At 76.1% G+C, this 23774-nt stretch carries 23 protein-coding genes; 9 read left to right on the top strand and 14 right to left on the bottom strand.

Going from position 1 to position 23774, the window contains the following annotated elements; all coding sequences use genetic code 11:
* The first annotated feature begins 45 nt into the window (after nucleotides 1-45).
* Nucleotides 46-441, top strand: a complete 396-nt coding sequence (locus tag ACIQUR_RS26865; protein WP_403669200.1) for a hypothetical protein — start codon at nucleotides 46-48, stop codon at nucleotides 439-441.
* On the opposite strand, the gene ACIQUR_RS26860 is transcribed toward ACIQUR_RS26865, so the two are convergent.
* Entirely contained in the window at nucleotides 416-751 is a 336-nt protein-coding gene (locus tag ACIQUR_RS26860; protein WP_403669197.1) for a YnfA family protein, read from the bottom strand. The genes ACIQUR_RS26865 and ACIQUR_RS26860 overlap by 26 nt on opposite strands.
* Before the next feature lie 84 nt (nucleotides 752-835).
* Nucleotides 836-1735 (bottom strand): S1 family peptidase, encoded by a 900-nt coding sequence (locus ACIQUR_RS26855; RefSeq protein ID WP_403669194.1) that lies wholly within the window; start codon nucleotides 1733-1735, stop codon nucleotides 836-838.
* A 290-nt stretch (nucleotides 1736-2025) separates the two neighbouring features.
* Here ACIQUR_RS26855 and ACIQUR_RS26850 point away from each other — a divergent pair, with 290 nt between their 5' ends.
* The gene (locus ACIQUR_RS26850) at nucleotides 2026-2277 is read left to right on the top strand and encodes an EF-hand domain-containing protein (RefSeq protein WP_403669191.1); all 252 of its coding nucleotides are present in this window, start codon (nucleotides 2026-2028) and stop codon (nucleotides 2275-2277) included.
* A 76-nt stretch (nucleotides 2278-2353) separates the two neighbouring features.
* Here the strand turns inward: ACIQUR_RS26850 and ACIQUR_RS26845 are convergent, their stop codons facing one another.
* Nucleotides 2354-4306: an ATP-binding cassette domain-containing protein gene (locus ACIQUR_RS26845; RefSeq protein ID WP_403669188.1), complete on the bottom strand. Its 1953-nt coding sequence runs from the start codon at nucleotides 4304-4306 to the stop codon at nucleotides 2354-2356.
* Nucleotides 4307-4716: 410 nt separating this feature from the next.
* On the opposite strand from ACIQUR_RS26845, the gene ACIQUR_RS26840 reads away from it, so the two are divergent.
* Nucleotides 4717-5016, top strand: coding sequence for a hypothetical protein (locus ACIQUR_RS26840; protein WP_403669185.1), 300 nt, complete (start codon nucleotides 4717-4719; stop codon nucleotides 5014-5016).
* Between the two features lie 107 nt (nucleotides 5017-5123).
* Here ACIQUR_RS26840 and ACIQUR_RS26835 read toward each other — a convergent pair whose 3' ends face one another.
* The 5 genes from ACIQUR_RS26835 to ACIQUR_RS26815 form a co-directional block, all read right to left on the bottom strand.
* Nucleotides 5124-5582 (bottom strand): lamin tail domain-containing protein, encoded by a 459-nt coding sequence (locus ACIQUR_RS26835; RefSeq protein ID WP_403669182.1) that lies wholly within the window; start codon nucleotides 5580-5582, stop codon nucleotides 5124-5126.
* Between the two features lie 124 nt (nucleotides 5583-5706).
* Nucleotides 5707-6435, bottom strand: a complete 729-nt coding sequence (locus ACIQUR_RS26830; RefSeq protein WP_403669179.1) for a hypothetical protein — start codon at nucleotides 6433-6435, stop codon at nucleotides 5707-5709.
* Between the two features lie 91 nt (nucleotides 6436-6526).
* Nucleotides 6527-7378, bottom strand: coding sequence for a crotonase/enoyl-CoA hydratase family protein (locus ACIQUR_RS26825; RefSeq protein WP_403669176.1), 852 nt, complete (start codon nucleotides 7376-7378; stop codon nucleotides 6527-6529).
* A 160-nt stretch (nucleotides 7379-7538) separates the two neighbouring features.
* Nucleotides 7539-8837: a pyroglutamyl peptidase gene (locus ACIQUR_RS26820; protein WP_403669173.1), complete on the bottom strand. Its 1299-nt coding sequence runs from the start codon at nucleotides 8835-8837 to the stop codon at nucleotides 7539-7541.
* Nucleotides 8838-8963: 126 nt separating this feature from the next.
* A complete protein-coding gene (locus ACIQUR_RS26815) occupies nucleotides 8964-9563 on the bottom strand; it encodes a hypothetical protein (protein ID WP_403669170.1) in 600 nt (199 codons plus the stop codon).
* A gap of 467 nt (nucleotides 9564-10030) precedes the next feature.
* On the opposite strand from ACIQUR_RS26815, the gene ACIQUR_RS26810 reads away from it, so the two are divergent.
* Complete coding sequence (locus tag ACIQUR_RS26810; RefSeq protein WP_403669167.1) at nucleotides 10031-10669, top strand: NAD(P)-dependent oxidoreductase; 639 nt, start codon at nucleotides 10031-10033, stop codon at nucleotides 10667-10669.
* 100 nt (nucleotides 10670-10769) lie between these two features.
* Here ACIQUR_RS26810 and ACIQUR_RS26805 read toward each other — a convergent pair whose 3' ends face one another.
* On the bottom strand, nucleotides 10770-11585 hold the full coding sequence (locus ACIQUR_RS26805) for a TSUP family transporter (RefSeq protein ID WP_403669164.1): 816 nt from the start codon (nucleotides 11583-11585) through the stop codon (nucleotides 10770-10772).
* Nucleotides 11586-11900: 315 nt separating this feature from the next.
* On the opposite strand from ACIQUR_RS26805, the gene ACIQUR_RS26800 reads away from it, so the two are divergent.
* The 4 genes from ACIQUR_RS26800 to ACIQUR_RS26785 all read left to right on the top strand — a co-directional run bounded on the left by ACIQUR_RS26800 (nucleotide 11901) and on the right by ACIQUR_RS26785 (nucleotide 15276).
* Nucleotides 11901-12254, top strand: coding sequence for a hypothetical protein (locus ACIQUR_RS26800; RefSeq protein WP_403669161.1), 354 nt, complete (start codon nucleotides 11901-11903; stop codon nucleotides 12252-12254).
* Nucleotides 12255-12276: 22 nt separating this feature from the next.
* Complete coding sequence (locus ACIQUR_RS26795; protein WP_403669158.1) at nucleotides 12277-12894, top strand: helix-turn-helix transcriptional regulator; 618 nt, start codon at nucleotides 12277-12279, stop codon at nucleotides 12892-12894.
* 83 nt (nucleotides 12895-12977) lie between these two features.
* Nucleotides 12978-14159: a DUF2306 domain-containing protein gene (locus ACIQUR_RS26790; protein ID WP_403669155.1), complete on the top strand. Its 1182-nt coding sequence runs from the start codon at nucleotides 12978-12980 to the stop codon at nucleotides 14157-14159.
* Nucleotides 14160-14244: 85 nt separating this feature from the next.
* Nucleotides 14245-15276 (top strand): hypothetical protein, encoded by a 1032-nt coding sequence (locus ACIQUR_RS26785; protein WP_403669152.1) that lies wholly within the window; start codon nucleotides 14245-14247, stop codon nucleotides 15274-15276.
* A 21-nt stretch (nucleotides 15277-15297) separates the two neighbouring features.
* On the opposite strand, the gene ACIQUR_RS26780 is transcribed toward ACIQUR_RS26785, so the two are convergent.
* Nucleotides 15298-17322: a hypothetical protein gene (locus ACIQUR_RS26780; protein WP_403669150.1), complete on the bottom strand. Its 2025-nt coding sequence runs from the start codon at nucleotides 17320-17322 to the stop codon at nucleotides 15298-15300.
* Nucleotides 17323-17511: 189 nt separating this feature from the next.
* Between ACIQUR_RS26780 and ACIQUR_RS26775 the strand changes: the two genes are divergently transcribed.
* On the top strand, nucleotides 17512-17931 hold the full coding sequence (locus ACIQUR_RS26775) for a hypothetical protein (protein WP_403669147.1): 420 nt from the start codon (nucleotides 17512-17514) through the stop codon (nucleotides 17929-17931).
* 89 nt (nucleotides 17932-18020) lie between these two features.
* Here ACIQUR_RS26775 and ACIQUR_RS26770 read toward each other — a convergent pair whose 3' ends face one another.
* The 4 genes from ACIQUR_RS26770 to ACIQUR_RS26755 all read right to left on the bottom strand — a co-directional run bounded on the left by ACIQUR_RS26770 (nucleotide 18021) and on the right by ACIQUR_RS26755 (nucleotide 23608).
* Nucleotides 18021-18434 (bottom strand): rodlin, encoded by a 414-nt coding sequence (locus tag ACIQUR_RS26770; RefSeq protein WP_399942632.1) that lies wholly within the window; start codon nucleotides 18432-18434, stop codon nucleotides 18021-18023.
* Nucleotides 18435-18833: 399 nt separating this feature from the next.
* Nucleotides 18834-21776, bottom strand: a complete 2943-nt coding sequence (gene lanL / locus ACIQUR_RS26765) for a class IV lanthionine synthetase LanL (RefSeq protein WP_403669143.1) — start codon at nucleotides 21774-21776, stop codon at nucleotides 18834-18836.
* Nucleotides 21777-21791: 15 nt separating this feature from the next.
* The gene (locus ACIQUR_RS26760; protein ID WP_403669140.1) at nucleotides 21792-22838 is read right to left on the bottom strand and encodes a radical SAM protein; all 1047 of its coding nucleotides are present in this window, start codon (nucleotides 22836-22838) and stop codon (nucleotides 21792-21794) included.
* 206 nt (nucleotides 22839-23044) lie between these two features.
* On the bottom strand, nucleotides 23045-23608 hold the full coding sequence (locus ACIQUR_RS26755) for a YbaK/EbsC family protein (protein ID WP_403669137.1): 564 nt from the start codon (nucleotides 23606-23608) through the stop codon (nucleotides 23045-23047).
* Between the last annotated feature and the right edge of the window lie 166 nt (nucleotides 23609-23774).

Raw genomic sequence — 23774 nt, 5'->3', positions numbered from 1 at the left:
CTCCGGCGCCCGGTCGTTCTCCGGAAGGCTGGGGAGCCGTCACCGGTGATCCGGTACGAGGAGGGGAGCGCCGATGGAGCCGCTGCGCGCCGGGCCGGCGGGTTCTACACCGCGCAGGTGGTCGACGCCGATGCGGCGGACCCGCCCTGGCTGGTGACGGCGTACGTGCCGGGGCCCTCGCTGCACGAGGCGGTGGCTGAGGAACGCCCCGACGTGGGGGAACTGCTGCTCCGCATGGCCGTCATGACACGGCCGGTGCAACGGGGGGTGCGGGGTCGGCTCACGCCGGACGCGGCGCTGAAGCTGGCCGCCACCCTCGTGCCCACGGTGCCGCGGGCCGGCCTGGGAGTGGTCGGCGCGACGGTGGCAGCCGACAGGTGGCTCTACGCGAGGCCCGAGCAGCCCGCACCAGGGGTCAACGGCCCCGGGGCGCGTACATGATGACCGCCATGCCCGCGAGGCAGATCACGGCGCCCGTGACGTCCCAGCGGTCCGGGCGGTAGCCGTCCGCGATCATGCCCCAGGCCAGCGAGCCGGCGACGAAGACGCCGCCGTACGCGGCCAGGATGCGGCCGAAGTCCGCGTCGCTCTGGAAGGTGGCGACGACGCCGTACAGGCCCAGGGCCACCACCCCGGCCCCGATCCACGCCCAGCCGCGGTGCTCGCGCAGCCCCTGCCAGACCAGCCACGCACCGCCGATCTCCAGCAGCGCGGCGAGGAGGAACAGGGCGGCGGAGCGGGCGACGTACACGGGCGCGGCTTTCTGGACACGGGGGCGGCGGGGTCCGGGCGTGGGCCCGGACCCCGCACAGCCTAGGCGCGCGCGGCGCCCGGCTCAGTACAGCGAGACCTTGTACTTCGCCAGGGCCTCCTTCACCGGCTGGTAGAAGGTGGTGCCGCCGGACGAGCAGGTGCCGCTGCCGCCCGAGGTGATGCCCAGCGCCTTCGTGCCGTCGTACAGGGCGCCGCCCGAATCGCCCGGTTCCGCGCACACGTTGGTCTGGATCATGCCGCGGACGGTGCCGCCGCCGCTGTAGCGGACGGTCACGTCGAGGCCCGTCACCGTGCCGCTCCGGGTGCCCGTGGTGGAGCCGCTGCGCTTGACCGGCTCGCCCACGTACGCGTCGGCCGCGGTGTAGCCGCCGGGGTGGCTCAGGCCGGCGTTGTCGTACCGGACCAGCGCGTAGTCGTTGCCCGGGAAGCTGGACCCGACGGTGGGTCCGGCGAGCGTGCTCTGGGCGGAGTTGGTGTACCAGGTCGTGACCACGTTGCCGCAGTGGCCGGCCGTCAGGAAGTAGTACGTGCCCCCGCTGACGGCGTTGAAGGCGACCGAACAGCGGTACCCGCTGCCGTAGACGGCGTCGCCGGGCCCGAGGAGCGGGGTGAAGGTGCCCTTCGCCCGCTCGACGCGGAGCGCGCCCGCGTCGGCGCCCGCGGTCTTCCGGATGTGCGCGAGTTCGGCGGCCGAAACCGTGCTGTCGGCGGTCACGACCACCGTCCCGGTGGCCCGGTCCACCCGCCACGCGGTGCCGCCGACGTCGGCGCGCAGGACGGCCTGGTCCAGCCTGGAGAGCTGTGCCGCGTCCGCGGCCGGGGCCGCGGCGGTGGCCGTCGGCGCGCCGAGTGCCGCGGCCGCCACCAGGGCGGTCGCGGCGGCGGCGAGCGCGGCGGTCCGCGCCGTGCGCGTGCGCGTGCGGGTGGGGGTGTGGGTGGAAGCGTTGCGCGTGATCCTCACCGGTCTCCTCCTCGGAGCGTCGGGCCCCCTGGGTGGTGGGGCTCTGTGAGGCGCGACAGGAATGGCGTGTTCCTGACAAGCGCTGCCCGGCGAGTATGGCGAGGGGCCGGGGACGGTTCAAGACCGCCCGGGGCCCGCTCGTACCGCGGACCGTGGCGCCGGGTGCCGCCCCACCGCAGGGAGCGGCCGTAAGGCGGGGGCGCCGGAGGGGGCCCGTACCCGGTGCACCACACTGGAGGCGGTTGTGACCAGACGGGGCCACGGGGGCCTCCGGTGAGAGGGATGACGTGATGAGCGACAAGGCCCGGAAGCTGTTCGACGCGCTCGACCTGAACGAGGACGGCATCCTCACCCGGGCGGAGGTGATCTCCGCCCTGCGCGCCAAGGGGCCGACCCTCGCCGCCACCGGCGACCTGCCGTTCTGGGGCCTGGGCGACGCGGACGCCTCCTCCGCGCTCTTCGACGCGGCCGACAAGAACGGTGACTCGGTGCTGACCTACGAGGAGTTCGCGCAGGAGGTGGACCGCCGCTTCGGCTGGTAGCCCGCGAAGGCAGTCGGGTACGGATGCCCGGCCCGGTCCGCGCCGACCGGGCCGGGCATCCCTCACCACCCTCCTCCTACCGCTCCTGCGAGAGCCGGTACAGCTCGGCGAACGTCCCGTCCAGGGCCACCAGTTCGGCGAAGGTGCCCTGCTCCGCGATCCGGCCCGCCTCCAGGACCAGGATCCGGTCCGCCAGGCGGCAGTTCTCCATCCGGTGCGTGACGATCAGGGTGATCCGCTCGTCCTTCATCGCCTGCAGCCCGCTGAAGATCCGGTGCTCGCCCCGCGCGTCCATCGCCGAGGTCGGCTCGTCCATGATCAGCAGGGTGGGCCTGCGGTGGAACGCCCGCCCGCAGGCCAGCCGCTGCCACTGCCCGCCCGAGGGCTCGTGCCCGCCCCACAGCGAGCGCGCCAGCAGGGTGTCGAGCCCGTTCGGGAAGTCCTCGACCGCCTCCCGCATCCCCACCGCGTCCAGCGCCTCCCAGACCGCGGCCTCGCCCCGCTCCTCGTCCGGCTGCCCGAGCGTGATGTTCTCCCGTGCGGTGAAGGGCCAGTACGCGAACGACTGCGCCACCAGCCCGACATGGGCCCACAGGCTCTCCTGGTCGGCGTCCCGGGTCGGCACCCCGTCCCAGTACACCTCGCCCTCCCCGGGCAGCGTGAGCCCGGTCAGCAGCCGGATCAGGGTGGACTTCCCGGCGCCGTTCTCGCCCACCACCGCGATGATCTCGCCGCGCGAGAGGGACAGGCTCACCGGACCGAGCGCCGGCGCGTCCTTGCCGGGGTAGGTGTACGCGGCCTCCTCCAGCACCAGCTTCGCCGGCGGCCCCGCGACCGCCTGCCCGCGCCGGCCCGACATCGAGGCGGCCAGCTCCAGGAACCCGCGGTAGTCCTCCAGGTAGAGGGCGTGCTGGAACATGTACGCCCCGTACACCACCAGCGAGGACAGGGCCGTGGCCGAGGTGCGCATGGCGACGATCGCGGTGCCCGCGGCGGCCAGCGCCATGTACCCGCCCAGCACCAGTCCGGCGAGCGCCGCCCACGTGCCCGCCTGGAACAGACCGCCGAGCGCCGCCGCCACGAGGGAGACCCGCAGGAACCGCGGCGCCGAGCCGATCAGCTTGGCGTCGATGCGCTCGCAGACCGTCGCGTACCAGTGGTGCGCGTACGGGCGCATGGAGTTGCACCGCAGTTCGTCGGCGAGCTTGTGGGTGGTGAGGTACCAGCGCATCATCCCGCGGATGTTGCGGGAGGCGTTGGTCTCGTTGTGCAGGGAGTAGTCCAGCCGGGCCGCGAGCAGCGCGCCCGTGCCGCGCGGCACCACGGAGAGCAGCAGCAGGGGCAGCAGCGCGGGGTGGACCACGGTGAGCACCCCGGCCACCGCGACCAGGTTGACCAGCCCGTTGGTGAAGGCCATGGCGTCCTTCACCAGCATCGTGGACCGGGCCGCGCCGATCCCGGCGGCCTCCGACCGGTCGGTGAAGCCCGGCTGGTCGTACGCGCCGACCTCCACGTCCATGTGCGCGTCCACCATCGCCAGATCGGCCAGGGTGGCCAGCCGCGGGGTGAGCCGGCGCGCCGCGCTGCCCGACACGATCTGGGCCACGGTCCCGGTCGCGGCGGTCAGCGCGGCGGTGACCAGCGGCGCGGCCGCCGCCGCGATGCGGGACTCCGCGTCGCCGCCGGTGAGCAGCGGGCCCATGGCGTCGGACACCGCGGCGAGGGTGGCCGCCGTACAGATCCCGGCCGTGGCCTGGCCGGAGACCAGCCAGACCAGGGAGCGGGGGTCGGTCTGCCAGGCCATCCGGGCGGTCTGGGCGAGCGCGGACGGCAGCCGGGCGGCCATCCGGCGCAGCGAGAGTGATTCCATGACCTTGCTGTGGGTGCCCGCGGAGTAGCTGAACTCGGGCGGGTCGGCGGGCTTCCGCCGCGTCTGCCGGGGGGTCTCCCGCCCCTCGTGCTCCTGTCGTGGCCGCGGTGGCTGCGCGTGCTGCGGCTGCGGTGTTCGTGACGCTTCCATCGGCTCCATCGGCTGCTCCTCACGCCTCGGTCCTCGGACGGCACCGGCCCCGGGGGCGCGTGCGGGCACGCCGGACCGCCCCGGTCCGCGGGTGTGCGGAACCGGGGGCGGCAGCCCCTGGGATCGGTGGAGTGGCGAGTACAGCGGAGCCGTGGGGGAGGAGCAGCGAGAACCGGCCGACCTGGCCGGCCGGGCGCACCCGGGACCCGGGGCGGCCACCCGTACCGGGGCCGCGGGCCGGTGGGGGCGAGAACGGCCGGATACCGACCCAGGGCGGAGGAAACCCCTTGCGCAGGGCTCGGGGGGCCGGGGAGCGTGTCGGCCGGGTCCGAACGGCGCACCTCCGGATGTGGCTCCCGCGGGCCGCCGCTCTACTGGGTCTGGGACCCGCCGCGGGGCCCGCGAGGAGGTGGAACCCCATGGCCGTGGTGATGTCGCTGCGCTGGGACGGGGTGCGGCCGGAGCAGTACGACGCGGTCCGCGACCGGGTGGGCTGGGAGGACGACCGGCCGGACGGGGCGGTGCTGCACGTGGCGTGGTTCGAGGGCGGCGCGCTGCACGTCACCGATGTCTGGGAGTCCCCGGCGCAGTTCGAGGAGTTCTTCGGCAACCGCATCCTGCCCGCCGTCGAGGAGACCGGACTGGCCGGCGAGCCGGAGGTGGTCGTCACCCCGCTGCACCGGAGGTTCGTCGCCCCCGGGGTGAGTGGTGCGGCGTGAGGCGGGGCGCGTGAGCCGCGGCGCGCCCGCCCGGTCCGGGAGGCCGACGGGCCCCCGCCCGGAGGCGGGGGCCCGTCGGGCCGTGCCGGGGTCCGGCCGTGGCCGGATCAGTGGCAGGTGGTGTAGCCGCGGCCGTTCGCCCGCCACGAGCAGCTGTCCTTCTTGGTGCCGGCCGGCGTGTACAGGTTCACCGAACCGCTGGAGTTGTTGAACCAGAAATTGTCCTTCTTCCGGTAGACCGTGTACGCGGTGTTGGTGCCCTGGCCGTTGCGCAGCCGGACCGTCTTGCCGGCGCCCAGGGTGAAGGTCCCGAAGGTGTACACGTACCCGGACGCCGTCTTCACCTTGTAGTTCCGCAGCTGCATCGAGCTGCCGGTGTTGTTGTGCAGGTCCACGTACTCGGCGTTGAGCTTGGCGTTCGTGCGCGGCAGGTCCGCACCGGGCCCGTCGAACTGGAGCGCGCCGAAGTGCAGCCCGCCCTGGTGGGTGGCGGCGGTGGCCTGCGGTACGGCGAACGCGGAGGCGGCCATGGCGGCGGCCGCGACGAGGACGGCGGTCTTCCTCATGTGGGTGGATCCCCCCTGCTGGTTGAACGCTGCAGTAATCGGCAGCGGTCAACTAATACAGCATGATGATCGGAAGATTCGGCGGATCCCGGCATCTGCCAGGATCCGCCACCCCCGCTCCGCGTCAGACCACCGCCAGCGGCACGATGAGCGCGTAGGCGTAGCCCGCCTCGACCGCGTAGCCGTACATCGACGGGTGCTGGACGGGCGCCGTCAGCAGCACCACGCTCTGCGCCGCGGTGGCGGCCGCGACCCATTCCTCCGTCGCGCCGAGCGACCCCTGGTACCAGGCCGCGCACAGGCCGGGACCGCTCACCACCAGCATGTCGTCCTCGCGACGGTAGGCGGCCCCCCAGGTCTCGGCCGGGACCGCCCAGCCGTCGTAGTCCGTGAAGGCGTACCAGCCGCCCTCGCGGATCGCCTCGTGGAACGGCCAGCGCCCCAGGCCCTCCGGGGTGAGTGCGACCTCCTGGTCGTCGGTGGTGAAGTGCACCATCGGCAGCGGGTCCGGCCCCTCGCCCGTGCCGGCCCAGGCGTAGAGCGGGGAGAGGGCGGCCGGCTCCTGCCCGGGGGCCTCGCCGGCGTACTCCTGCGCGTACTGCTCCCCGTACCGCTCCCCGTACTCCTGCGCGTACTGCTCCCCGTACTCCTGCGGCGCGTACTCCTGGCCGGACGGCTGCGCGTACTCCTGCCGGTACTCCCGGCCTTGTTCCGGCTGCCCGTACTGCGTCCCCTGGGCGGGGGCGTGTCCCTGCCCGTACTCCGGCTGCGGGTACCCGGGTTCGTACGCCGACGGGTACCCGGGCCCGTGCTCCGGCGGCGACTGGTCCATGTGGGGGAGGTGAGCGGTCATGCCCCGATTGTGGTCCATGGCCGTCAGGGCGCCGTAAACGCCCCCTTCGGCCGGGTTCGGCCCCGCCCGGACGACGGCCCGTCAGGGGACGTCACGCCACGGGCCGTCCGGGCGCCGGTGGTGCCGGCGGTACGGGCCCCCGGCTCCCGGGACCGTCCCCGAAGCTCCCGTGCCGCCCCGCCCCCGCGGCGAACCGGTCGGCGCCCGCCCGCGTCTCGCCGGCGCCCAGCGGCACCAGGCCGTGCCGGTACTCGTTGGCCAGCGCCGCGGGTTCGGGCAGCCCGTGCTGCTCCCGTACCGAGAGGCGGTCGTGGCGCAGGCAGAGCTGCGGGAAGGCGGCGATCTGCCGGGCGAGTTCCTCGGCCTCCTCGCGCGCCCGCCCGGTCGGCACCAGCCGGTTGGCGAGCCCCATCGCGTACGCCTCGGAGGCCGGTACGGGCCGCCCGGTGAGGATCATGTCCATGGCGCGGCTCTCGCCGACGAGCCGGGGCAGCCGCACCGTACCGCCGTCGATGAGCGGCACCCCCCACCGGCGGCAGAACACCCCGAACACCGCGTCCTCCTCGGCCACCCGCAGGTCGCACCAGAGCGCCAGTTCCAGTCCGCCCGCGACCGCGTGACCGGCGACGGCGGCCACGACCGGCTTGCCGAGCCGCATCCGGGTGGGCCCCATCGGCCCGTCGCCGGTCGCCGTGACCGTGTTCCCCCGCTCCGTGCCCACGGCCTTGAGGTCGGCGCCCGAGCAGAACGTGCCGCCCTCGCCCCAGAGCACGGCGACGGCCGCCCCCTCGTCGGCCTCGAACGCCCGGAACGCCCCGGCCAGCGCCTCGGCGGTGGGCCCGTCCACGGCGTTGCGCGCCTCCGGCCTGCTGAGGATCACGGTGAACACCGGTCCGTCCCGCTCCACCCGCACCGCGGGCGTCCCCGCCCCCGCGTTCGCCACGTTCCCCACGTTCCCCGAGCCCACCGCGCCCACCGTCCGTCCCCCTCTGGTCGTCCTGTCCCGCTGGCCGCCCCATTGTGCGGGGCGCGGGCCCGAGCCGGGCGGGCGGACGCCGGTGGGCGGCCGATGGGCGGTGGGTGGACGCCGGCGGACGGCCGGATCAGTACGGCCCGTCGGCCGAGTGCCGCAGCACGGCCAGCACCTGCTCGGCGATCGCCGTCTCGTTCTCCTCGAAGGCGGGCCCGGTGAGTTCGGCCGGATCGGCCGGCAGACCGGTCAGCACCGGGGTGTGCAGGTGCCCGCCCGGCAGGCCCGGGTTGAGCTCCAGGCGCAGCCGGTTGGATCGGTACGCCACCTCGTTGGAGAGGTAGCCGCCGCCTCCGCCCGCCACCGCCCGCGAGCCGGGCGTGGGACCGTCGGGGCGGTCCGCCGGCCGGGTCTCCCCGGCCGGGATCTCGGTGACCGTGCCGTTCAGCCGTACCGGGAAGGGCGCCTGGACGGCCGTCATCGGGCCGGTGGGCAGGCTGGTCCTGATGAACTCGGCGCCGGGGCCGACCCCGGCGGGCACCACCGGGTGCTCGCGGGTGCCGCCGGACAGGGCGCGGGCGTTGTCCGGGTACGGGTCGGCCGACCGCGCCCGCGCCGCCCACTCCTCCAGCGTGAACAGCCCGGGGTAGCCCTGGCTGATGCTGGTGATCTGGTCGGCCGCGCGGGGCCCCGGGGTCATCCGGGGGCCGTACGCGCGCTCCACGAGGCCCCGGTCGAAGTCGCCGTAGCGTACCGGGAGCACGACGGCGCGGATCTCGGCGCGGGTGCCGTCCGCGAGGGTGACGCGGCGGCCGTTGAGGCGGAGCGCGGCGGAGCCGGAGGGGTTGGCGCGGCGCAGCTCCGCGTCGAGGCCGAAGGGGTCGAAGCCGCTGACGAAGAGGCGCCGGACGCCCGGCGTGCCGCGGAACGCGTTGCCGGTCAGGCCCCGGGAGGCGTCCTCGAAGGAGGTGCGCAGCGCGTCCCGGTCCACCGGGAACTCCGGCTGCCAGCGGGCCAGTCCGACGGTCATCGCCAGCCGCGCCCAGTACAGGGGGCGGTCGTCGCCCGGTGCCAGGTCGCCGCCGGGCCGCCGGCCCTGGGCCCGTTCCACCGCGGCCGCGAACAGGGCCTCGCCCCAGACGCGGACCAGCCCGTCGGCGCCGGCCGCGTCCCGGGTGGTGCAGAGGGCGGCGGGGAAGCGGCGTACGAAGGCGTCGAGTTCCCCGCGCTCGACCAGGGCCGTGGTACGCGGATCCGCGAGCCGGGCCTGCTCCGCGTCCGGCACGACGGCGGGGTCGGTGCGGCACGGGGGAGCGGCCGGCGCGCCACCGGGCGGGGTGGCACCGGCGGCGAGCGCGGGTCCGGCGGGCAGGGCGGCGGCGAGGGCGCCGAGCAGGGCGGCCGCGAGGGCGGCGCGACGTAAGACCATCATGCGATGTGACATTACACAGGAAGGTCAACTCCTGTCAGGGGCGCCGGAGTCGGGACGGTGGTGCCGCGCGGGCGGGGGGAGTGGACACCCGCGCGGCACCCGGTCCGGCCGGCGGCCGGACCCCGGTCAGTCGAGCTTGATGGAGCTCACGCGGTCGTTCCAGCCGGAGCGGAGCGCGCCTTCCTGGGCCCAGGGCGCGGTGTTGCCCGGGTACCAGTAGCCCACGCCGTCGTTGTGCTCGGCGAGGTGCGCGTAGCAGGCGCCGACCTTGTACGAGGACATCTGGTCGTTGAAGCCCCAGCCGCCCAGGTTCTGCCAGTATCCGCGGTCGTAGAAGACCAGCCGGCGGCCGCCGAACCAGCCGTGTTCGAACAGCTCCAGCGGCGAGGAGCAGGCCGCCAGCGCCCCGGAGGCGGACCGGGCCCCCGTGCCCGCGGCACGGTCGGCGAGCTTGGCCTCGACGGACCGCAGCTCGCCCAGTGTCCGGAAGCACTCGACCGTGCCCGCCGCCCGCCAGACCAGGCAGGCCTTCGCCGCACCCCAGTCCCCGGCCATGTCGAGCGTCCCGCCCTCGAAGGCGGCGACGGTGGAACCGGGAGCCGAGGGTAAGCCGCCCGGGTCCGCCTGCGCGGTCCCGGTCGCCAGGGTGGCGGTCAGGGCCGCCGCGGCCGCGGCGGCGGCCGTCCAGGTGCGCGTGCGGGATCCCGGTCCTCGAACGTTTCGCATCACGGTGCTCTCCTTGCGCGTCGGGCCGGCCCCACGGGTCGGGGCCGGTCTGCGCTCAGCACCATAGGAGGCCGCCGTGGGGCCCCTGGGCCGGCCGGGGTGCGAGGGGCGCCGAGTGCGGCGTGGGGCGGTCCCGGACCCCGGGGGCGGCTGTCCCGGACGCGGAACGGAGCCCGGCCGGAGGCCGAACGGAGGCGGGCCGGACGGTGGGTGGACGGCGAGTGGACGACGGGTGGGTGACAGATGGACGGCAGCCGGCCCGCGGCTGGACGGCGGGTGGACGGACGGTGGGCGGGGCGCGGCCCGCCGGGCCCCGACGGCCCGTTCGCCCTCGTCGCTCCCTCGCCGGGGCTCGCGGGCGGCCCCTCCGGCGGACCCGGGGAGCGGGCGGCCGCTCCTCCGGGACCCGGCTAAGTTGAGGGTCGCTCACCCCGGCGTGGGGAAGGCGACGATGGAGGGGGTGCGCGATGAAGCTCGCGGTGTTCGGCGCGACCGGAGGGGTCGGCCGGGAGATCGTCCGTCAGGCACTGGCGGCGGGGCACGACGTGACGGCCGTGGTACGGGATCCGGCGCGGCTCCAAATCCAGGGGCCGGGCCTCGCCGTGCGCCGGTCCGGCCTCGACGATCCGGCCGCGCTCGCCGGGGCCCTCGCCGGGCACGACGCGGTGCTCTCCGGCCTGGGCGCACGCAGCCGGGCCGACGCGGCCGGCGGCATCGCCGCCACCCTCACCCGGGCCGTGCTCGCCGCCATGGAACCGGCCGGCGTCCGCCGGCTGCTGGTGGTCAGCGCCGCCCCGCTCGGCACGCCCCCGCCCGGGGAGCCCGTCGTGGACCGGATCGTGGGGGCCCTGGTGAAGTCCGTGTTCGCACCCGTCTACGCCGACCTCGCCGTGATGGAGTCGGAACTGGCCCGCAGCGGCACGGACTGGACCTCGGTCCGCCCCCCGATGCTGAAGAACCGCCCCGCGACCGGGCGTTACCGCACCGCCCTGGACGGCAACCCGCGCAGCGCCCGCACGATCGGCCGCGCGGACGTCGCCCACGCGATGCTGTCCCTGGTCGACGCCCCCGACACGCACCGCCGCGCCGTCGGGGTCGCGTACTGAGACCCCGGGGCGCGCACCTCCGCGGGGGCGCGCCCCGGGGGCCGTACCCCGGCACGGCGGCCGGCCCGTCCCGCGCGGCGTGGCGGCGTACGCCGGGACGTCAGCCGTGCCGGGCGAGCTTGACGGCGGACACCACCAGGATCACGCCGAGGGCGGGGATCAGGAACAGGTCGGGGAACACCCCGAGCAGGAGGCCGCCGAGGGCCGCTCCGGCCACCGAGCCGGCGACCATGACCAGGGTGAAGCGGAGGCTGGCGCCGAGGACGGCGAAGCTGCCGTCCCGGCTGTAGCGGGCGAAGGCGACCAGCATCGTCGGCAGTGACACCAGCAGCGACAGGCTCCCGGCCGTCTTGATGCCCAGGCCGAACAGCAGGACGATCGTCGGGATCAGCAGCTCGCCGCCGGCCACGCCCATCACGGCCGCGACCACTCCGATGCCGAAGCCGGCCGCCACCCCCAGCGGGACCTGCACCGCGGTGGGCAGGGCGAGGGTGCCCAGGGCGGTGGTGTGGGCGACGACCAGGGCCAGCGCCATGAGGAGCATCAGGGCCGCGAGCACCCTGTGGAGGGTGGCGCTGCGCATCCGGACGGCCCACGATGCTCCGGCCCACGCCCCCGCGAGGCTCCCGGCCAGCAGGTTGGCCGCGACGGGCCAGTGCGGGGCCAGCGCGGACGCCGGGACCGCGGCCATGCGCGCCGGGAGCGCGACCAGGACCACGGCCAGGCTCATCGCCTTGTTCAGGATGACCGCGGAGAGCGCGGCGAACCCGAACAGGCCGATCAGGAGCGGCAGGCGGAACTCCGCGCCGCCCAGCCCGACCATCCCGCCCAGGACGCCGACGGCCGCCCCGGCGCCGAACACGAGGGGCGCGGGGTGGGCGGTACGCACCGGAACGCGGTCGGGGTCCATGGCCATGCCGTGCATCATGCCTGTTCACGGCTGTTCCTGGCAGCGTGGAGCCGAGTTCTGGGGAAACCGCCGGGCGCCGGGCCACGCGGTCGTACGGACCTCCGAGCCCGTGACCGGGCGGCGGCCCCGCCGGCCCGGCAGTCCCGCCCGTGCCACACCCCGTCCGCCCCGTCCCGGGAGCCGCCCGGGCCGGGGCGGACCCGTTCCGCGCCGAAGACCGCGGCTATCCTGCACCTCGGCCCGCGCACGCGACGCGGCCACCCGACACACACGCAAGACGATGCCGGCCCGCACCGCGGCACGGCAGGAGACGGAGCCCCGGTGGACGTGCAGCACTTCGAGCGGATCACCGCCTTCATCGAGGCCCGCCTGACCCCGGTCTTCGACCCGGCCGACGGCAACGACCACGGCTGGGGCATGGACGACACCTCGCGCGCCCTGCGCGCCCTCCGCAACACCGTCCTCGGCGCCTCCGCCATCAAGGGGATCATCGCGCAGCGCGCCACCGCCGACCCGAAGATGCGCGGCATCATCGACCAGTCCCTGGAGCACAACTGGGACGTCCTGCGCGGCGTCGCCCGCCAGTGGGAGGACCACCCCGACTTCCGGCGCGAGTTCAAGCGCCACGCCTGGGAGCTCGACGAGCTCGGGGCCGCTCCCGCCGCACAGGGCTGACACGCGGTCAGGAGCGGCTCCCATGGCCGAGTCCCGGCTGACCACGCCCTCGTACCTCGTGCTCGGCATCGTCGAGAAGCTGGGCGAGGCCAGCCCGTACGACGTGAAGGTCGAGGCGGCCCGCACCGTGGCCCCCTTCTGGTCCATGCCGCACGCCCAGGTCTACGCCCAGTGCGACCGGCTCGTGGCGGCCGGCCTGCTGTCGGAGTCGCGCCAGGCCGGCGGGCGCAACCGGCGCCTGATGACCCTGACCGAAGCCGGCCGCACCGCCCTCGCGGCGTGGCTGGCGGACCCGGAGTTCGTCCCCGTCGAGGCCCGCGAACGCGGCATCCTCAAGCTCTGGTTCGGGGCGCGGCCCGAGGTCCTCTCCCCGGTCCAGCTCGACGAGCACCACAGGACCCTCGCGGACTACGAGCACCTGGCCGAGAGCGTGGGCGCCCTGCTCACGCCCGGCCAGCGCGAGGCCCTGGAGTTCGGCATCCGCTACGAGCGCATGATGGTCGACTTCTGGCAGTGGGTCGCGGGCCGCGCGCACGAAGGCGACCGCGGCGGCGAGGCACCCGACCACGGCGGTGACCGCGGCACCGCACCCGACCCCGGCGGCACCGCACCCGACCACGGCGGCACCGCCGAACACTGAGGCCGCGCCGCACCGTTGACCCCGGCCCGGCCTCCCCCTTACCTTCCCCATAGTCCAGAGAGGACTATTGAGGGGGAGTCGCCGTGCACCGACCGGGGAACGCCGCCTTGGGCCGGGTGGCCGTGGTCACCGTCGTGGCCGTCTGCCTCGCCTACGCGCCCGTCGCCGCCACCGAACTGTGGCCCTACGCCCGCCCCGGCGCCCCCGCCCTCGGAGAACGCCTGCTCGCGGAGACGGTCTCGCCCGAGTACGTCGCCGAGGCCGTCGCGGACCGCACCGGCCCCTACGGCCGGAGCCTCCTGCCCCTGGTCGTCCACTCGGTGCTGGGCGGACTGCTGATGGTCCTCGGACCGGTCCAGCTGCTCTCCGCGATCCGGCGCCGCCCCCGCCTGCACCGCGCGACGGGCGTCCTCTTCGCGCTCACCGTGTACGCGTCCATGGCGGGCGCGGCGCTCTACCTGGCCAGGACCGCGCCCGAGGACGCCTTCGGCGGCGCCGCGTTCTGGATCGTGCTGGCCACCATCCTGGTCGGCACCGTGCTCAGCGTGACCTACGGGATCATCGCCGCCCTCGGCCGCCACCCCGACCTGCACCAGCGCTGGATGCTGCTCTGCTACGGCTTCCTGATGACCGCGCCGCTGCTGCGCCTGGAGTGGGGCGCGCTGCCGTACCTGATGCCGGGCCTGTCGATGGAGCAGGTCAACCAGGTCGCCGTCATGCACCTCGGCTCGGTCGTCGCCTTCGGTGCCCTGGCCGCCTCCCGCGCCCTGGACCGGCGCGCGGAGGTGCCGGGCGTCACGGGCAGCTGGGTGCCGGCCCCGGTCCTGCTGCTGGCGCACCTGGCCGCGCTGCCCGCCCTGGTCTGGGTCGGGGCCGCGTTCCTGGAGTGGGGCGCCGCCGGCCGACGTCTGCTGCTGGGGTTCCTGCTGCCGTACGCCGCCACGTACGCGGTGATGGTCCTGCGCCAGCGCCGCGCGCACCGGCAGGGCCGCGGCTGGGCGCGCGAGGAGTGGCGCGTGCACCTGGTCGGGCTGCTGCTGGCACCCGTCTTCTCCGGCGGCGCCGCCCTGCCCCTGGAGCGCCTGCTGGGCCTGGACCGGCCCGCCGCGCTGTGCGCGGCCGTCGCCATCGGCTGCGGCGTGCTTTCCACCGCGGCCACCACCGTGGTGAGCCTGCGCGTCCTGTACGCCCGGGAGCTCCTCAAGCGGACGCCCACCCCGCCGCCGGTCGGCGCCAGGACCCCGGCCCCGGCCCCGACCAGGTAGCCCCCGGGCCCCGACCAGGTGGCCCCGCACCACCCCGACGCACGGCCCGCCCCACCCCCGCCCCAGCGCCGACCAGGGAGCCCCGATGAGCGACGCGGCCGAACCCGGCACAGGCACCCCCGCCGCCGACCCCGCGACCCACCTCACGACCCACCCCACCGCCCAGCCCACGAGCAGTCCCACCCCCACCCCCGGCCCAGCCCCCACGGAGGCGTCCGATGCCGACGGCCGCGCACTCGCCCCCGTCGTGGCCCTGCTGGCCACGACGGTCGCCGTGACCAGCTCCCTCACCGGACTCCTCCTGACGGCCGGCGCACTCGCCGGCCGGGTGGCCGGCCCCTGGACCTCCCCCTCGCCGGTCGGCCCCGGCCTGGTGGGCGCCGCCATGCTCGGCACCGCACCCGGCCTCCTCGCCCTCGCCCGCGCCCGTCGCTGGGAGGAGGCCCGCACCCTGGTGTTCCCCCTGGTCACGGTGCTGGTCGGACTGTTCGCGGTGGCCGTCCTGAACGCCGGTCAGCTCCAGGCGGCCGAGGGCGGACCGCTGTTCCTCGCCCTCTTCAGCCTGGGCTGGGTCGCGGTGCTCGGCCTGCTCGCCCTGGCCGCCGTACTCTGCCTCGCCCGCCAGTACACCCGGCCCGCCACACCCCTCCGGGGCCCGGTGGTACCGCCGCCCGCCTGGTCCAGGCCGCTGCTGGCGGTACTCGGCTCCTCCTGGCTCGGGACCGGCGCGGGCCTGCTCTTCCTGCCCGGCTTCTGGGCGGAGTTCGTCCCCTGGGAGGTGAACCGCACCGACGCCCAGTCCCTCGGCGTCTGGGCCCTGGCCCTCGGGATCGGCGTCCTGGGCACGCTCGCCGAGGACGACCTCCGCCGCGTCAGGCCCGCCCTGATCTCCGTACCGGGCGTCGCACTCGCCGCCGGCGCCGTGCTCGCCGTACGCGCCGGCGACGTCGACTGGACCTCGGGCGGTGCCGTCTCGCTCGCCGTGCTGCTCCTGGGCCTCCTCACCTCCGGCCTGACCGGCCACCGCCTGGCCGCCCGCGCCGGCCGAACGCCCCCGGCCCGCGCCGGCCGAACGCCCCCGGCCCGCGCCGGCGGAGCACCCCCGGCCCGCTCCTGAGCCGGACACCCCGCGTCCGCGTCAGCTGTCGAGTTCCCGGCCCCACAGCCGTTCGGTGAGCCGCTCCACGCCCGCGGCCAGGTGGCGGCGGTACGTCGACATCGGGAGGCGGAGCAGGTCCGCCGCGCGCTGCTGGGTGCCGGCGGGCTGGAGGTACGTGTGGTGCAGCGCCCGGTACGCCCGGCGGTCCCGCGGGGCCGCCTCCAGCTCCGCGGCCGCCTCCCGCAGGACACCCGCCAGCACCGCGGCCCGCTCGTCGGGCCCTGCCTCCGGCCCCGCCCGGTCCGCCACCAGCCGGGAGCGCAGCAGCACGCACTCCCGCAGGCCCCCGGCCCGGCCCAGCCCGCGCAGCGCCTCCCGTACCCCCTCGGCGAACGCGTCGTGGTCCAGCACCCGCAGCGGACCCGGCGGCGCCGGCGGGCTCACGGCGAGGGGGTCGGGCGCCGCCTCCCGCTCCGTCAGCAGCCCCAGCCAGGCCAGCGGGGGAGTGACCCGCCAGTCGTGGACGAACATCCCGTACCCGCGCCCGCCCACCGAGAAGTCCGCCTCCGGCACCCGCCGGAAGTCGGTGTACGCGCACCCCGCCGCCCAGAACGCGGCATCCGCGAACGGCAGCAGCGTCACCGCCGGCCGCTGGTCCGTGAGGTAGTGGTGGGTCAGCCGCAGGGTGATCAGGGTCTGTACGGGCGACACGTCCTGGTACCCGTCCCGCGCCAGCCAGCTCCGCACCAGCAGCGCCCGCTCCCCGGCCCGCAGCGCCCCCGCGCCCGCCAGCCAGCCCCGGGCGGCCCGCACCGCCGGGTCCCCGGGGTCCGCCGCGCCCGCCGGGCCGGTGTCGCCCAGGGCGAGCAGCAGGTAGAAGCCCACCGGCCCCTCCCCGTCCGCGCTCACCGTCCCCCACGAGGCGGCCGGATGCCCCCACCAGCGCGCCAGCAGCCGCGCCGAGTCCGCCCCCTCGTGCATCTCGGCCATCGCCAGCAGGGCCGGCAGTTCGGCCTCCCGGGTGGGCGCGATGGACAGCGCGTCGAGCCGCGCCGCACCGGCCGCACCGCCGGTGACCGGCGCCAGCAGCGGGCCCACCAGCGGGCTGTCCCGGTGCAGGTAGGCGAAGTCGGCCAGCACCGTCCGCTGCCGCGCCCGGTCCCCGTCGGTGAACAGCTGCTGGTAGTAGGCGCCGGCCCGGCGCCGCAGCTCCGCCCGCCGGCCGGGGTGCCGCCAGCGCAGCTCGGCGTCCAGCACGGACCGGGCCAGGTCGTGCGGGTGGATGCCCCGGCTGCCGTACTCGGTGACCGACAGGGTGCACAGCCAGTCGAACAGGTCCCGCGCGTCCGGCACCCCGGTGAGCGCGGCCAGCAACGGCTCGCTCGTGACCAGCACCTGGGCGCTGGCCTCCAGCGCCGCCCGGTGCGCCGGACTCGGCACGGCGTCCAGCAGCGCCTCCAGCAGGGTGGTCACCACCCAGGCCGGCTGCCCCGGGCTCGGGTCCCTCCCGGGGCCCTGCGCCCGTACGTCGGCGATCAGGGCCAGCGCCAGGGGGTGCCCGTGGGCGAACTCCAGGGCCCGGCCGTGCTCCTCCTCCGGCACGCCCCGGCGCCGCAGCAGCTCTCGGCTCTCCTCCGTCGGCAGCGGCCCCAGCCGCAGCGGGTGCAGCAGGCCCTGCCAGGCCGGGTCGGTGCGCCAGGCCAGCGGGGGCGCCTCCCGCCCGGCCAGGACCAGCACCGTGTCCGCCGGCACCTCCTCCAGCAGCCGCTCCGCGAGCGCCTCGGCCCCCTCCGCGTCGACGACCACCACCGCGCCCGGCCCCGCGCACAGGCCCTCCGCGTCCGCGCCGCCCGCGGTCACCACCGGCCGTCCCGCCCGGTCCGCGAGCCAGGCGAACCGGTGCAGCAGCGTGGTCTTGCCGATCCCGGCCGGGCCGTGCACGTGGACCACCGCCCCGAGCCCGGACGCCAGGATCCGCTCGAAGACGGCCGTCTCCGCGGACCGCCCGACGAACCCCCGCGCCCGCGCCTCGGCGAACCGGTCGGCCAGCCGTGTCGTGGTCATCCCCTCGCCTCCCCCCTCCCCGGTGATACCACCGCCCGGACCGGAAGCGGACCCGATGACCAGGTATTGAGCGGGAGTTGAACCCTTTTCGGCGTGTCGGACGGACGGCGGCCGCTCCTACCGTGAGCAGTGCCAGGGGGAGCCGGACAGCACCCCGGGCACCACCTCCCACCAGGAAGGACACCCGAAATGAACACCACCGCGACGAAGCGCCCCGCCCTCGGCGACCGCGCCCTCAAGAGGTCCCTCTTCGCCACCGGCTTCGCGGCCGCCTGCGCCGCCGTCCTGCTGGGCACCGCGGGGCCGGCCGCCGCCGGACAGTTCTACGGCGGCACCCTGCACCCGGGCGAGCAGCGCTGCGTCCAGCAGTACGCCGGGTACCAGGTGCGCGCGGACGGCCGGGCCACCGGCCAGGGCGCGAAGTTCAAGCTCCAGTACAACGGGGTCACCGTCGTCGGTTCCCCGGGCCTGGTCACCGCCTGGGCCGCGGAACTCCGTTCCTCCTGGGGCAACTTCCCGGGCGCGGGCTCCTACACGGCCTGTGTGACCAACAACGGCACCGCGGACACCAACGTCCGCCTGGAGCTGAAGACCGACGGGGAGATCTGACCCGGGAACGCCGGAGCCCCGGCGACGGTGCGCAACCGTCGCCGGGGCCCCGCCGGACGCCGCCTGCCGCGTCCGAGGGCAGTCGGCCGTCAGCTGTTGACGGCGCCGTTGCCGGCCAGCACCGACAGGTCGTTCGCGATGTGCGAGATCGGCTCGTCGCCCTTGGCCTGGGTGGAGTTCTCGGCGCACTGCTGGGTCTGCGGCGCGGACAGGACCGGGATGTCCTGGACGCCGACGTTGGCGATGATCGCCACCAGGGACTGCGCGTTGACCTTCGCGGGCACGCCGAGGCAGAGCTTGTTCGCGGTGCCCTGGATCAGCGCGGCCTGCGGGCTCATGAGGCCCTCGGTGGCCTGGTTGCCGTAGACCTGCTCCGCCCCGTTGCCGTTGACGGTCTTCACGCCGTCGTCGTTGCCGATGGCCATCGCGGGAGCGGCCACGGCGGCGCCCGTGCCGACCACCGCGGCGGTCGCAACGGCGGTGAGCATGATCTTCTTGAACATTTTGGGTCTTTCTCCTCGTCACGGGCCCCGTTCCTGGGGCGCCGTGACCAACGACGCGGACCCGCCGGGGTTCCGCCGCTTCACCCGCACAGCCCGGACGGAAGGGACGGCCGGTGACGCGCACGACCACCGTGGCCGGCACGGGTACGGCCCCCCGCGGCCGGTGTGCGCCGCGGGGAGCCGTACCGCCGGGGGACGGTCAGAGCGTCCTGAAGTCACAGGTCGTGGTGACCGTGCAGGGGAAGAGGGCGCTGTCGGACTCCTCCTCCTGAAGCCACTGCAGGGCCTCCACGCCGACCTCCAGGTCGAGCTGCTCCATGGTGTTCACCTCCTTCCCTCCACTCGTCGGACGGGTGTCACCGCACCGCCAGCGACCCGGAGCCGCGGACGGTACGGGGCTCAGAGGGCCGCGTCGGGCAGCCACAGGCGCGGGCCGCCGTACCGCAGCCGCAGCAGGAAGGCCAGGACGCCGCTCAGCCCGGTGCCGTAGTCGGCCACGACCGCCGCGCCGGTCTCGTCGGGGGCGACCGCACGGCCGTCGCGCAGCGCGTGCCGCGCCCGGGTGAACGCGGCCAGCTCGCGGGCCCGTTCGCGGTGGGACTCCTCACCGGTGGCGTCGGCCAGGTCGAGCAGGAAGTCCCCGTCGCCGGCCAGACCGTGGCACTGCGCGGGCGACGCGTGGCGGCGGGTGCGGTACGAGGCTTCGGCCGCCCGGCGCGCCAGGGACAGCAGCGCGTCGTCCCCGTTCGCGACGCCCGCCCTGAGCAGGAAGGTGCCGATGCCGGAGGACCCGCTGCACCAGTGGGTCCGGTGCGCCGCCCGCGTGTCGTCGGCCGGCCAGTACGCGGCGCCGCCCTCCGACCGGACCGCACCGGCCAGGGTGCGCGCCGCGGCTCCGGCGAGCCGCAGGTAGCGCTCCTCCCCGGTGCTCCGCCCGGCCGCCAGCAGGAAGGCACCGCAGCCGGCCACCCCGTGGGCGAACCCGTAGTGGCTCACCCCCGCGAGCGCCGAGTCGAAGCCGGCCGGCACCGTCCAGCGCGCCCCGCCGTCCCGCTCCCGGGCGGCGCCGGCCACCGTGTCGGCGGCCTCCCGCGCCCGGTCGAGGAACCGCTCGTCCCCGGTGGCCTCCCAGAACCGCAGCTGCGTCAGGCCCGCGCCGGACGTGCCGTGGCAGACGTCCGGGTTCGGCGACCTGACCGGCACCCGGAGGGCCAGCTCGCGGGCCAGCGCCTGGGTCGTCCGGTCGCCGAGCAGCCGGCCGGCCTCCAGCAGGGCCCACGCGGTGCCGGACCGGCCGAAGTACAGGCCGGGCAGGGCCCGTGGCTCGCGGTGCACGTGCCGCCCGATCCAGCCGGCCGCCGCGGCGACGGCCGCGCGCAGCGCCGGGTCTTGGCCGGCGGCGGTGCCGGTGCCGGTGCCGGTGGCGGTCGCGGCGCGGACGAGGACGCCCAGGACGCCGGCGGCGCCGTGCTGGACCGTGAACGGATCGGCCCGGCCGGCGAACGGTCCGGTCGGCCAGAGCCGGTCGGGGTCCTCCGGGTCCATGGTGGCCAGCAGGTGCTCCAGCGCGTCGGTGACCGCCCGCTTCAGTTCGTCCTCACCGAAGCCCCCGTGGGCCGCCGCGTCGTCCCGCACCGCCGGTGGCGGTCCCGCGTCGTCCCGTGCCGCCTGCGCCGTCGGGCCGCCGGCCCGTACCGCGTGTGCACGCGGGGCGGCGGCCCGTACCGGATGTGCACGCGGGGCGCCGGCCCGTACCGGATGTGCACGTGCCCCGTCGGCTCGGGCCGCGTCCGCCGCCGCGCCCGGTGCCGCGTCCAGCCGTGCCCGTACCGAGGCCGGGTCCGGGCGCCGGGCGGGGTCGTCGTCCAGCAGGGCGAGGACCAGCGGCCCGAGCGCACGGGCCGCGGCGTTGTCCGGGGCCAGCAGTTCCAGCCACTCGCCGATCCGCTCCCGGACCGGGCGCACCTCGGGTTCGTCGGCCGGCAGCACCGGGTCCAGGCCGGTGGCCAGGCAGAAGAGGGTGGCGCCGAGGCCGTAGAGGTCCGCCGCGGGGCCCGGCGCCGGGCCGAACGCGGGTGCCCGCCGCAGCTCCGGCGCGAGGTAGCCGGGTGTTCCCGAGCGGACCACCGCCTCGCCCGGCCGGGCCGCCAGCTCCAGGTCGATCAGCCGGGCCCGGCCCTCCGGCGTGACCATCACGTTCGACGGGGTCAGGTCCCGCAGCACCAGCCCCTCCGCGTGCACGGCCGCCACGGCCGAGGACAGGTCCCGCGCGAGCCGCACTGCGGCCCCGGTCCCCGGACCCCAGGAGTCCTCGCCCGGACGGGAGTTGTCGGCCGCCCAGCGCCGCAGGGTGGTCCCGGGCACCGCCTCCTGCACGAGGAACACGTCGCCCTGCTGCTCGAAGAGCCCCAGCGGGCGCGCGGTCACCCCGGTGGGCGCGAGCAGCTCCATCATCCGGGCCTCGTGCCGTCTGGCGTCCCGCGCGTCACGGCCCGTCAGGTCCGCCGCGGCATGCGCCCGGCCCTGCTTGACCACCACAGCGGCGCCGGTGGTCCGGTCCACGGCCCGGTAGACCCCGCCCTGGAACGAGTGCCGGACCACCCGGCGCACCTCGTACCGGCCGTCGAGCAGCACGGCCCCCGGCCGCGGCCGCCGTACGCCGGGCGCGTCCTCGGCGGCGAACGGGTCGCGCGGCGCCCAGGCGGGCGGCGCGTACCAGGCCTCCCGGGGATCGGGAGCCAGGGTCCCGTCGGGGGCGAGCAGCGCGGCCTCGTACGTCCCGTCGTTCCCGAGCACCGGCACGCCGGTGAACGCGCCGTACCGGTAGTGCACCAGGCTCCCGGGGCGGTACGGGCGGTCGGAGAGGATGCCGGGGCCCGGCAGCCCCTCGGTCGCGGCGTGCAGCTCCGCCGCCAGGTCCCGCAGCCGCACCTCGTCCCCCTCGGGGTACGCGGTGAGGAACTTGCCGCCGCCCCCGCGCGGGGCGTGCCGGGACACCAGCTCCCGGACGCCGTCCACCGTCGCCGCGAACTTGAAGGCGCAGCCGTGCCCGATCAGCACCCGCGCCGCGCGGTCCAGCACCTCGGGCGCCGACAGCGGCGTGGCGGACAGGTGCAGCTTCCAGCCCTGTACGCGGTGCCGGTGCCGTGGCGGGTTCACCCGGCACCAGAACCCACCGGTCTCCACCCGCCAGCCGGTCGCGCCCGCCCGGTCCAGCCGCGCGCGCACCGCGTCGGCGAACGGGCCGTCGGGCGGGTCGTGGGGCCGGTCGTGGGGCCGGTCGTGGGGCGGGCCGCCCGTCGGTCCGGCGCGGGTGCCGGCAGGGGCAGGGATCGTGTCCATCGTGGCCCCCGCCCGTCAGGCGCGCGGAGCCGCGAACAGCGGGCGGCGCGCGATGCGGTCGAGGTCGTCGGGCGCGGCGAAGCGCTGGTCGACCGCGCGGGTCGCCCGGGCCCAGCCGGCCATGGTGGCGACGGGGGAGAGGGTCTCGACCACGAAGGGGTCGCTCCAGCGCGCGACGGCGCGCCGCCACAGTTCCGCGGGCGGATCGGTCAGCAGGCTGCCGACCGTCCCCTCGTAGATGGGCATCGCCCGCACCGCGCCGTCGGGTTCGACCTGGAGGGCGTGGAACCCGCCGCCCGGCCCGGTGGCGACGTCGTACATCCACAGGAAGGAGTTGTCGGTGGTGCGGATCCGCAGGGTGTCGGGCACCAGGGCCTGGCAGCGGGCGGCCCGTGCGCCGTCGGCGAGTTCGGCGGCCTGGGCGTCGGAGATCAGCTCGTGCTCCTGGAAACCGGCCCGGCTGGCCAGGCCGGCGGGCACGGCGGCACCGAAGAAGACGAAGCCGAGCTCGGGGAATCGGGCGGAGACCGTCGTGCAGAGCTCCTCCAGCTGGTGGAAGTTGCTCCGCACGACGACGTAGTCGATGCCCAGCCAGGGTTCGCGCTCGCCGCTGCCGCGCCGCTCGCGGGCGGCGGCGTCCAGCAGGCCGAGGGCCTTCATGGCCCGGTCGAAGGAGCCTGCGCGGCCGCGGATCCGGTCGTGCACCCCGGCGGTGGCCCCGTCGAGGCTGACGCTGACCCGGGAGAACAGCCGGGAGATGGGGTCGGTCATCCAGGGGGCGAGCGACCAGCCGCCGGTGTAGAGGATCACCTCGATGCCGGCGGCGCCGAGCCGCTCCGCCACCTCGAACACCCCCTTGACCATCAGGGGTTCGCCGCCGGCCAGCGCGATGCTGGCCGGGCCCAGCTCGATCAGGCCGTCGGCGACGCGCAGCAGCTCCGCGCGGTCCAGCTGGCGCGAGGGCCGTCTGCCGGACTCCGAGTAGCAGTGCGTACAGCGCAGGGGGCAGGAGTACGTGATGTCCCAGACGATCTGCGCCGGGCCGGTGGACGTGGCCGTCATGTCGATCCCCCCACGGAGTCGTGCGCCGCGGGCTGCCCCCGGCGGCCCGCCCACCTTCGCAGCGCCGCCGTCCCGGGCACATGAGGCACCCGTCCCGACCTCCCGGGACCCCGCTGCGAGTCCGGACGCGCCGGACGACGAGGCTGCGCGCCGGCGGGAGGCCGGGGCGGGCGGGCGGCTCCTGGCCCGGGGCCGTGTCGGGGTGGTCAGGAGGCGAGGGACGGGAGGACCGTGGCGCCGGGGAGCAGGGACAGGGTGCGGCCCGGCAGGATGAGCTTGCCGCGCCGCCTGCCGCTGCCGACCAGGACGTACGGGGCGTCCGCCACCGCCGCGTCGATCAGCAGCGGCCACCCGCCGGGCAGCCCGACCGGCGTGATCCCGCCGTACTCCATGCCGGTCTCGGCGACGGCGGTGTCCACGGGCGCGAAGGAGGCCTTGCGTGCCCCGAGGTGCCTGCGTACCGCCGAGTTGACGTCCAGCCGCATGTCGGCGCGGACCAGGCAGGCCGCGAGCGTGGTCTCGCCGCCCCGCTTCGCGGCGACCACCACGCAGTTCGCGGAGGCCTCCAGCGGCACCTGGTAGGCCTGGGCGAAGACCGCCGTGTCGGCCTTCTCCGGGTCGGTCTCCACGTACAGCACCGACCGCGCCGCCCCGGCGTCCGCCCAGTCCTCCAGGGCCCGGGCGACCGGTTCGGCCAGCCGGCCGGCGACCTCCAGCGCGGGGTGGGCGGCGTCGAAGTTCCCGAAGGGCGGCTGCACGAGTGAGGTCATGCCCCGACCCTAGGCCCTGTCTTCCGGACCGGACCCGGCGAGCCCGGCGTGATCCGGAAGACGGGACCTAGTAGTGCTTCGTTACGTCGGGTGATCTTGCCTGCTCGTGGGCAGCTTCTGCGCATGAGGCTGGGGGAGGTGGAACGGCTCCGTGATGAGTTGGCGG

It is taken from the genome of Streptomyces sp. NPDC101132 (assembly GCF_044759225.1).
In the GTDB taxonomy this organism is placed as follows: domain Bacteria; phylum Actinomycetota; class Actinomycetes; order Streptomycetales; family Streptomycetaceae; genus Streptomyces.
This window is presented reverse-complemented; position numbering and strand designations above follow the sequence as displayed.

Bases quoted from the DNA above. Each gene is read 5' to 3' on its own strand.
- ACIQUR_RS26850 (WP_403669191.1), top strand. From the start codon at position 2,026: ATGAGCGACAAGGCCCGGAAGCTGTTCGACGCGCTCGACCTGAACGAG.
- ACIQUR_RS26845 (WP_403669188.1), bottom strand. From the start codon at position 4,306: ATGGAGCCGATGGAAGCGTCACGAACACCGCAGCCGCAGCACGCGCAG.
- ACIQUR_RS26840 (WP_403669185.1), top strand. From the start codon at position 4,717: ATGGCCGTGGTGATGTCGCTGCGCTGGGACGGGGTGCGGCCGGAGCAG.
- ACIQUR_RS26835 (WP_403669182.1), bottom strand. From the start codon at position 5,582: ATGAGGAAGACCGCCGTCCTCGTCGCGGCCGCCGCCATGGCCGCCTCC.
- ACIQUR_RS26830 (WP_403669179.1), bottom strand. From the start codon at position 6,435: ATGACCGCTCACCTCCCCCACATGGACCAGTCGCCGCCGGAGCACGGG.
- ACIQUR_RS26820 (WP_403669173.1), bottom strand. From the start codon at position 8,837: ATGATGGTCTTACGTCGCGCCGCCCTCGCGGCCGCCCTGCTCGGCGCC.
- ACIQUR_RS26815 (WP_403669170.1), bottom strand. From the start codon at position 9,563: ATGCGAAACGTTCGAGGACCGGGATCCCGCACGCGCACCTGGACGGCC.
- ACIQUR_RS26810 (WP_403669167.1), top strand. From the start codon at position 10,031: ATGAAGCTCGCGGTGTTCGGCGCGACCGGAGGGGTCGGCCGGGAGATC.
- ACIQUR_RS26805 (WP_403669164.1), bottom strand. From the start codon at position 11,585: ATGGCCATGGACCCCGACCGCGTTCCGGTGCGTACCGCCCACCCCGCG.
- ACIQUR_RS26795 (WP_403669158.1), top strand. From the start codon at position 12,277: ATGGCCGAGTCCCGGCTGACCACGCCCTCGTACCTCGTGCTCGGCATC.
- ACIQUR_RS26785 (WP_403669152.1), top strand. From the start codon at position 14,245: ATGAGCGACGCGGCCGAACCCGGCACAGGCACCCCCGCCGCCGACCCC.
- ACIQUR_RS26780 (WP_403669150.1), bottom strand. From the start codon at position 17,322: ATGACCACGACACGGCTGGCCGACCGGTTCGCCGAGGCGCGGGCGCGG.
- ACIQUR_RS26775 (WP_403669147.1), top strand. From the start codon at position 17,512: ATGAACACCACCGCGACGAAGCGCCCCGCCCTCGGCGACCGCGCCCTC.
- ACIQUR_RS26770 (WP_399942632.1), bottom strand. From the start codon at position 18,434: ATGTTCAAGAAGATCATGCTCACCGCCGTTGCGACCGCCGCGGTGGTC.
- lanL (WP_403669143.1), bottom strand. From the start codon at position 21,776: ATGGACACGATCCCTGCCCCTGCCGGCACCCGCGCCGGACCGACGGGC.
- ACIQUR_RS26760 (WP_403669140.1), bottom strand. From the start codon at position 22,838: ATGACGGCCACGTCCACCGGCCCGGCGCAGATCGTCTGGGACATCACG.
- ACIQUR_RS26755 (WP_403669137.1), bottom strand. From the start codon at position 23,608: ATGACCTCACTCGTGCAGCCGCCCTTCGGGAACTTCGACGCCGCCCAC.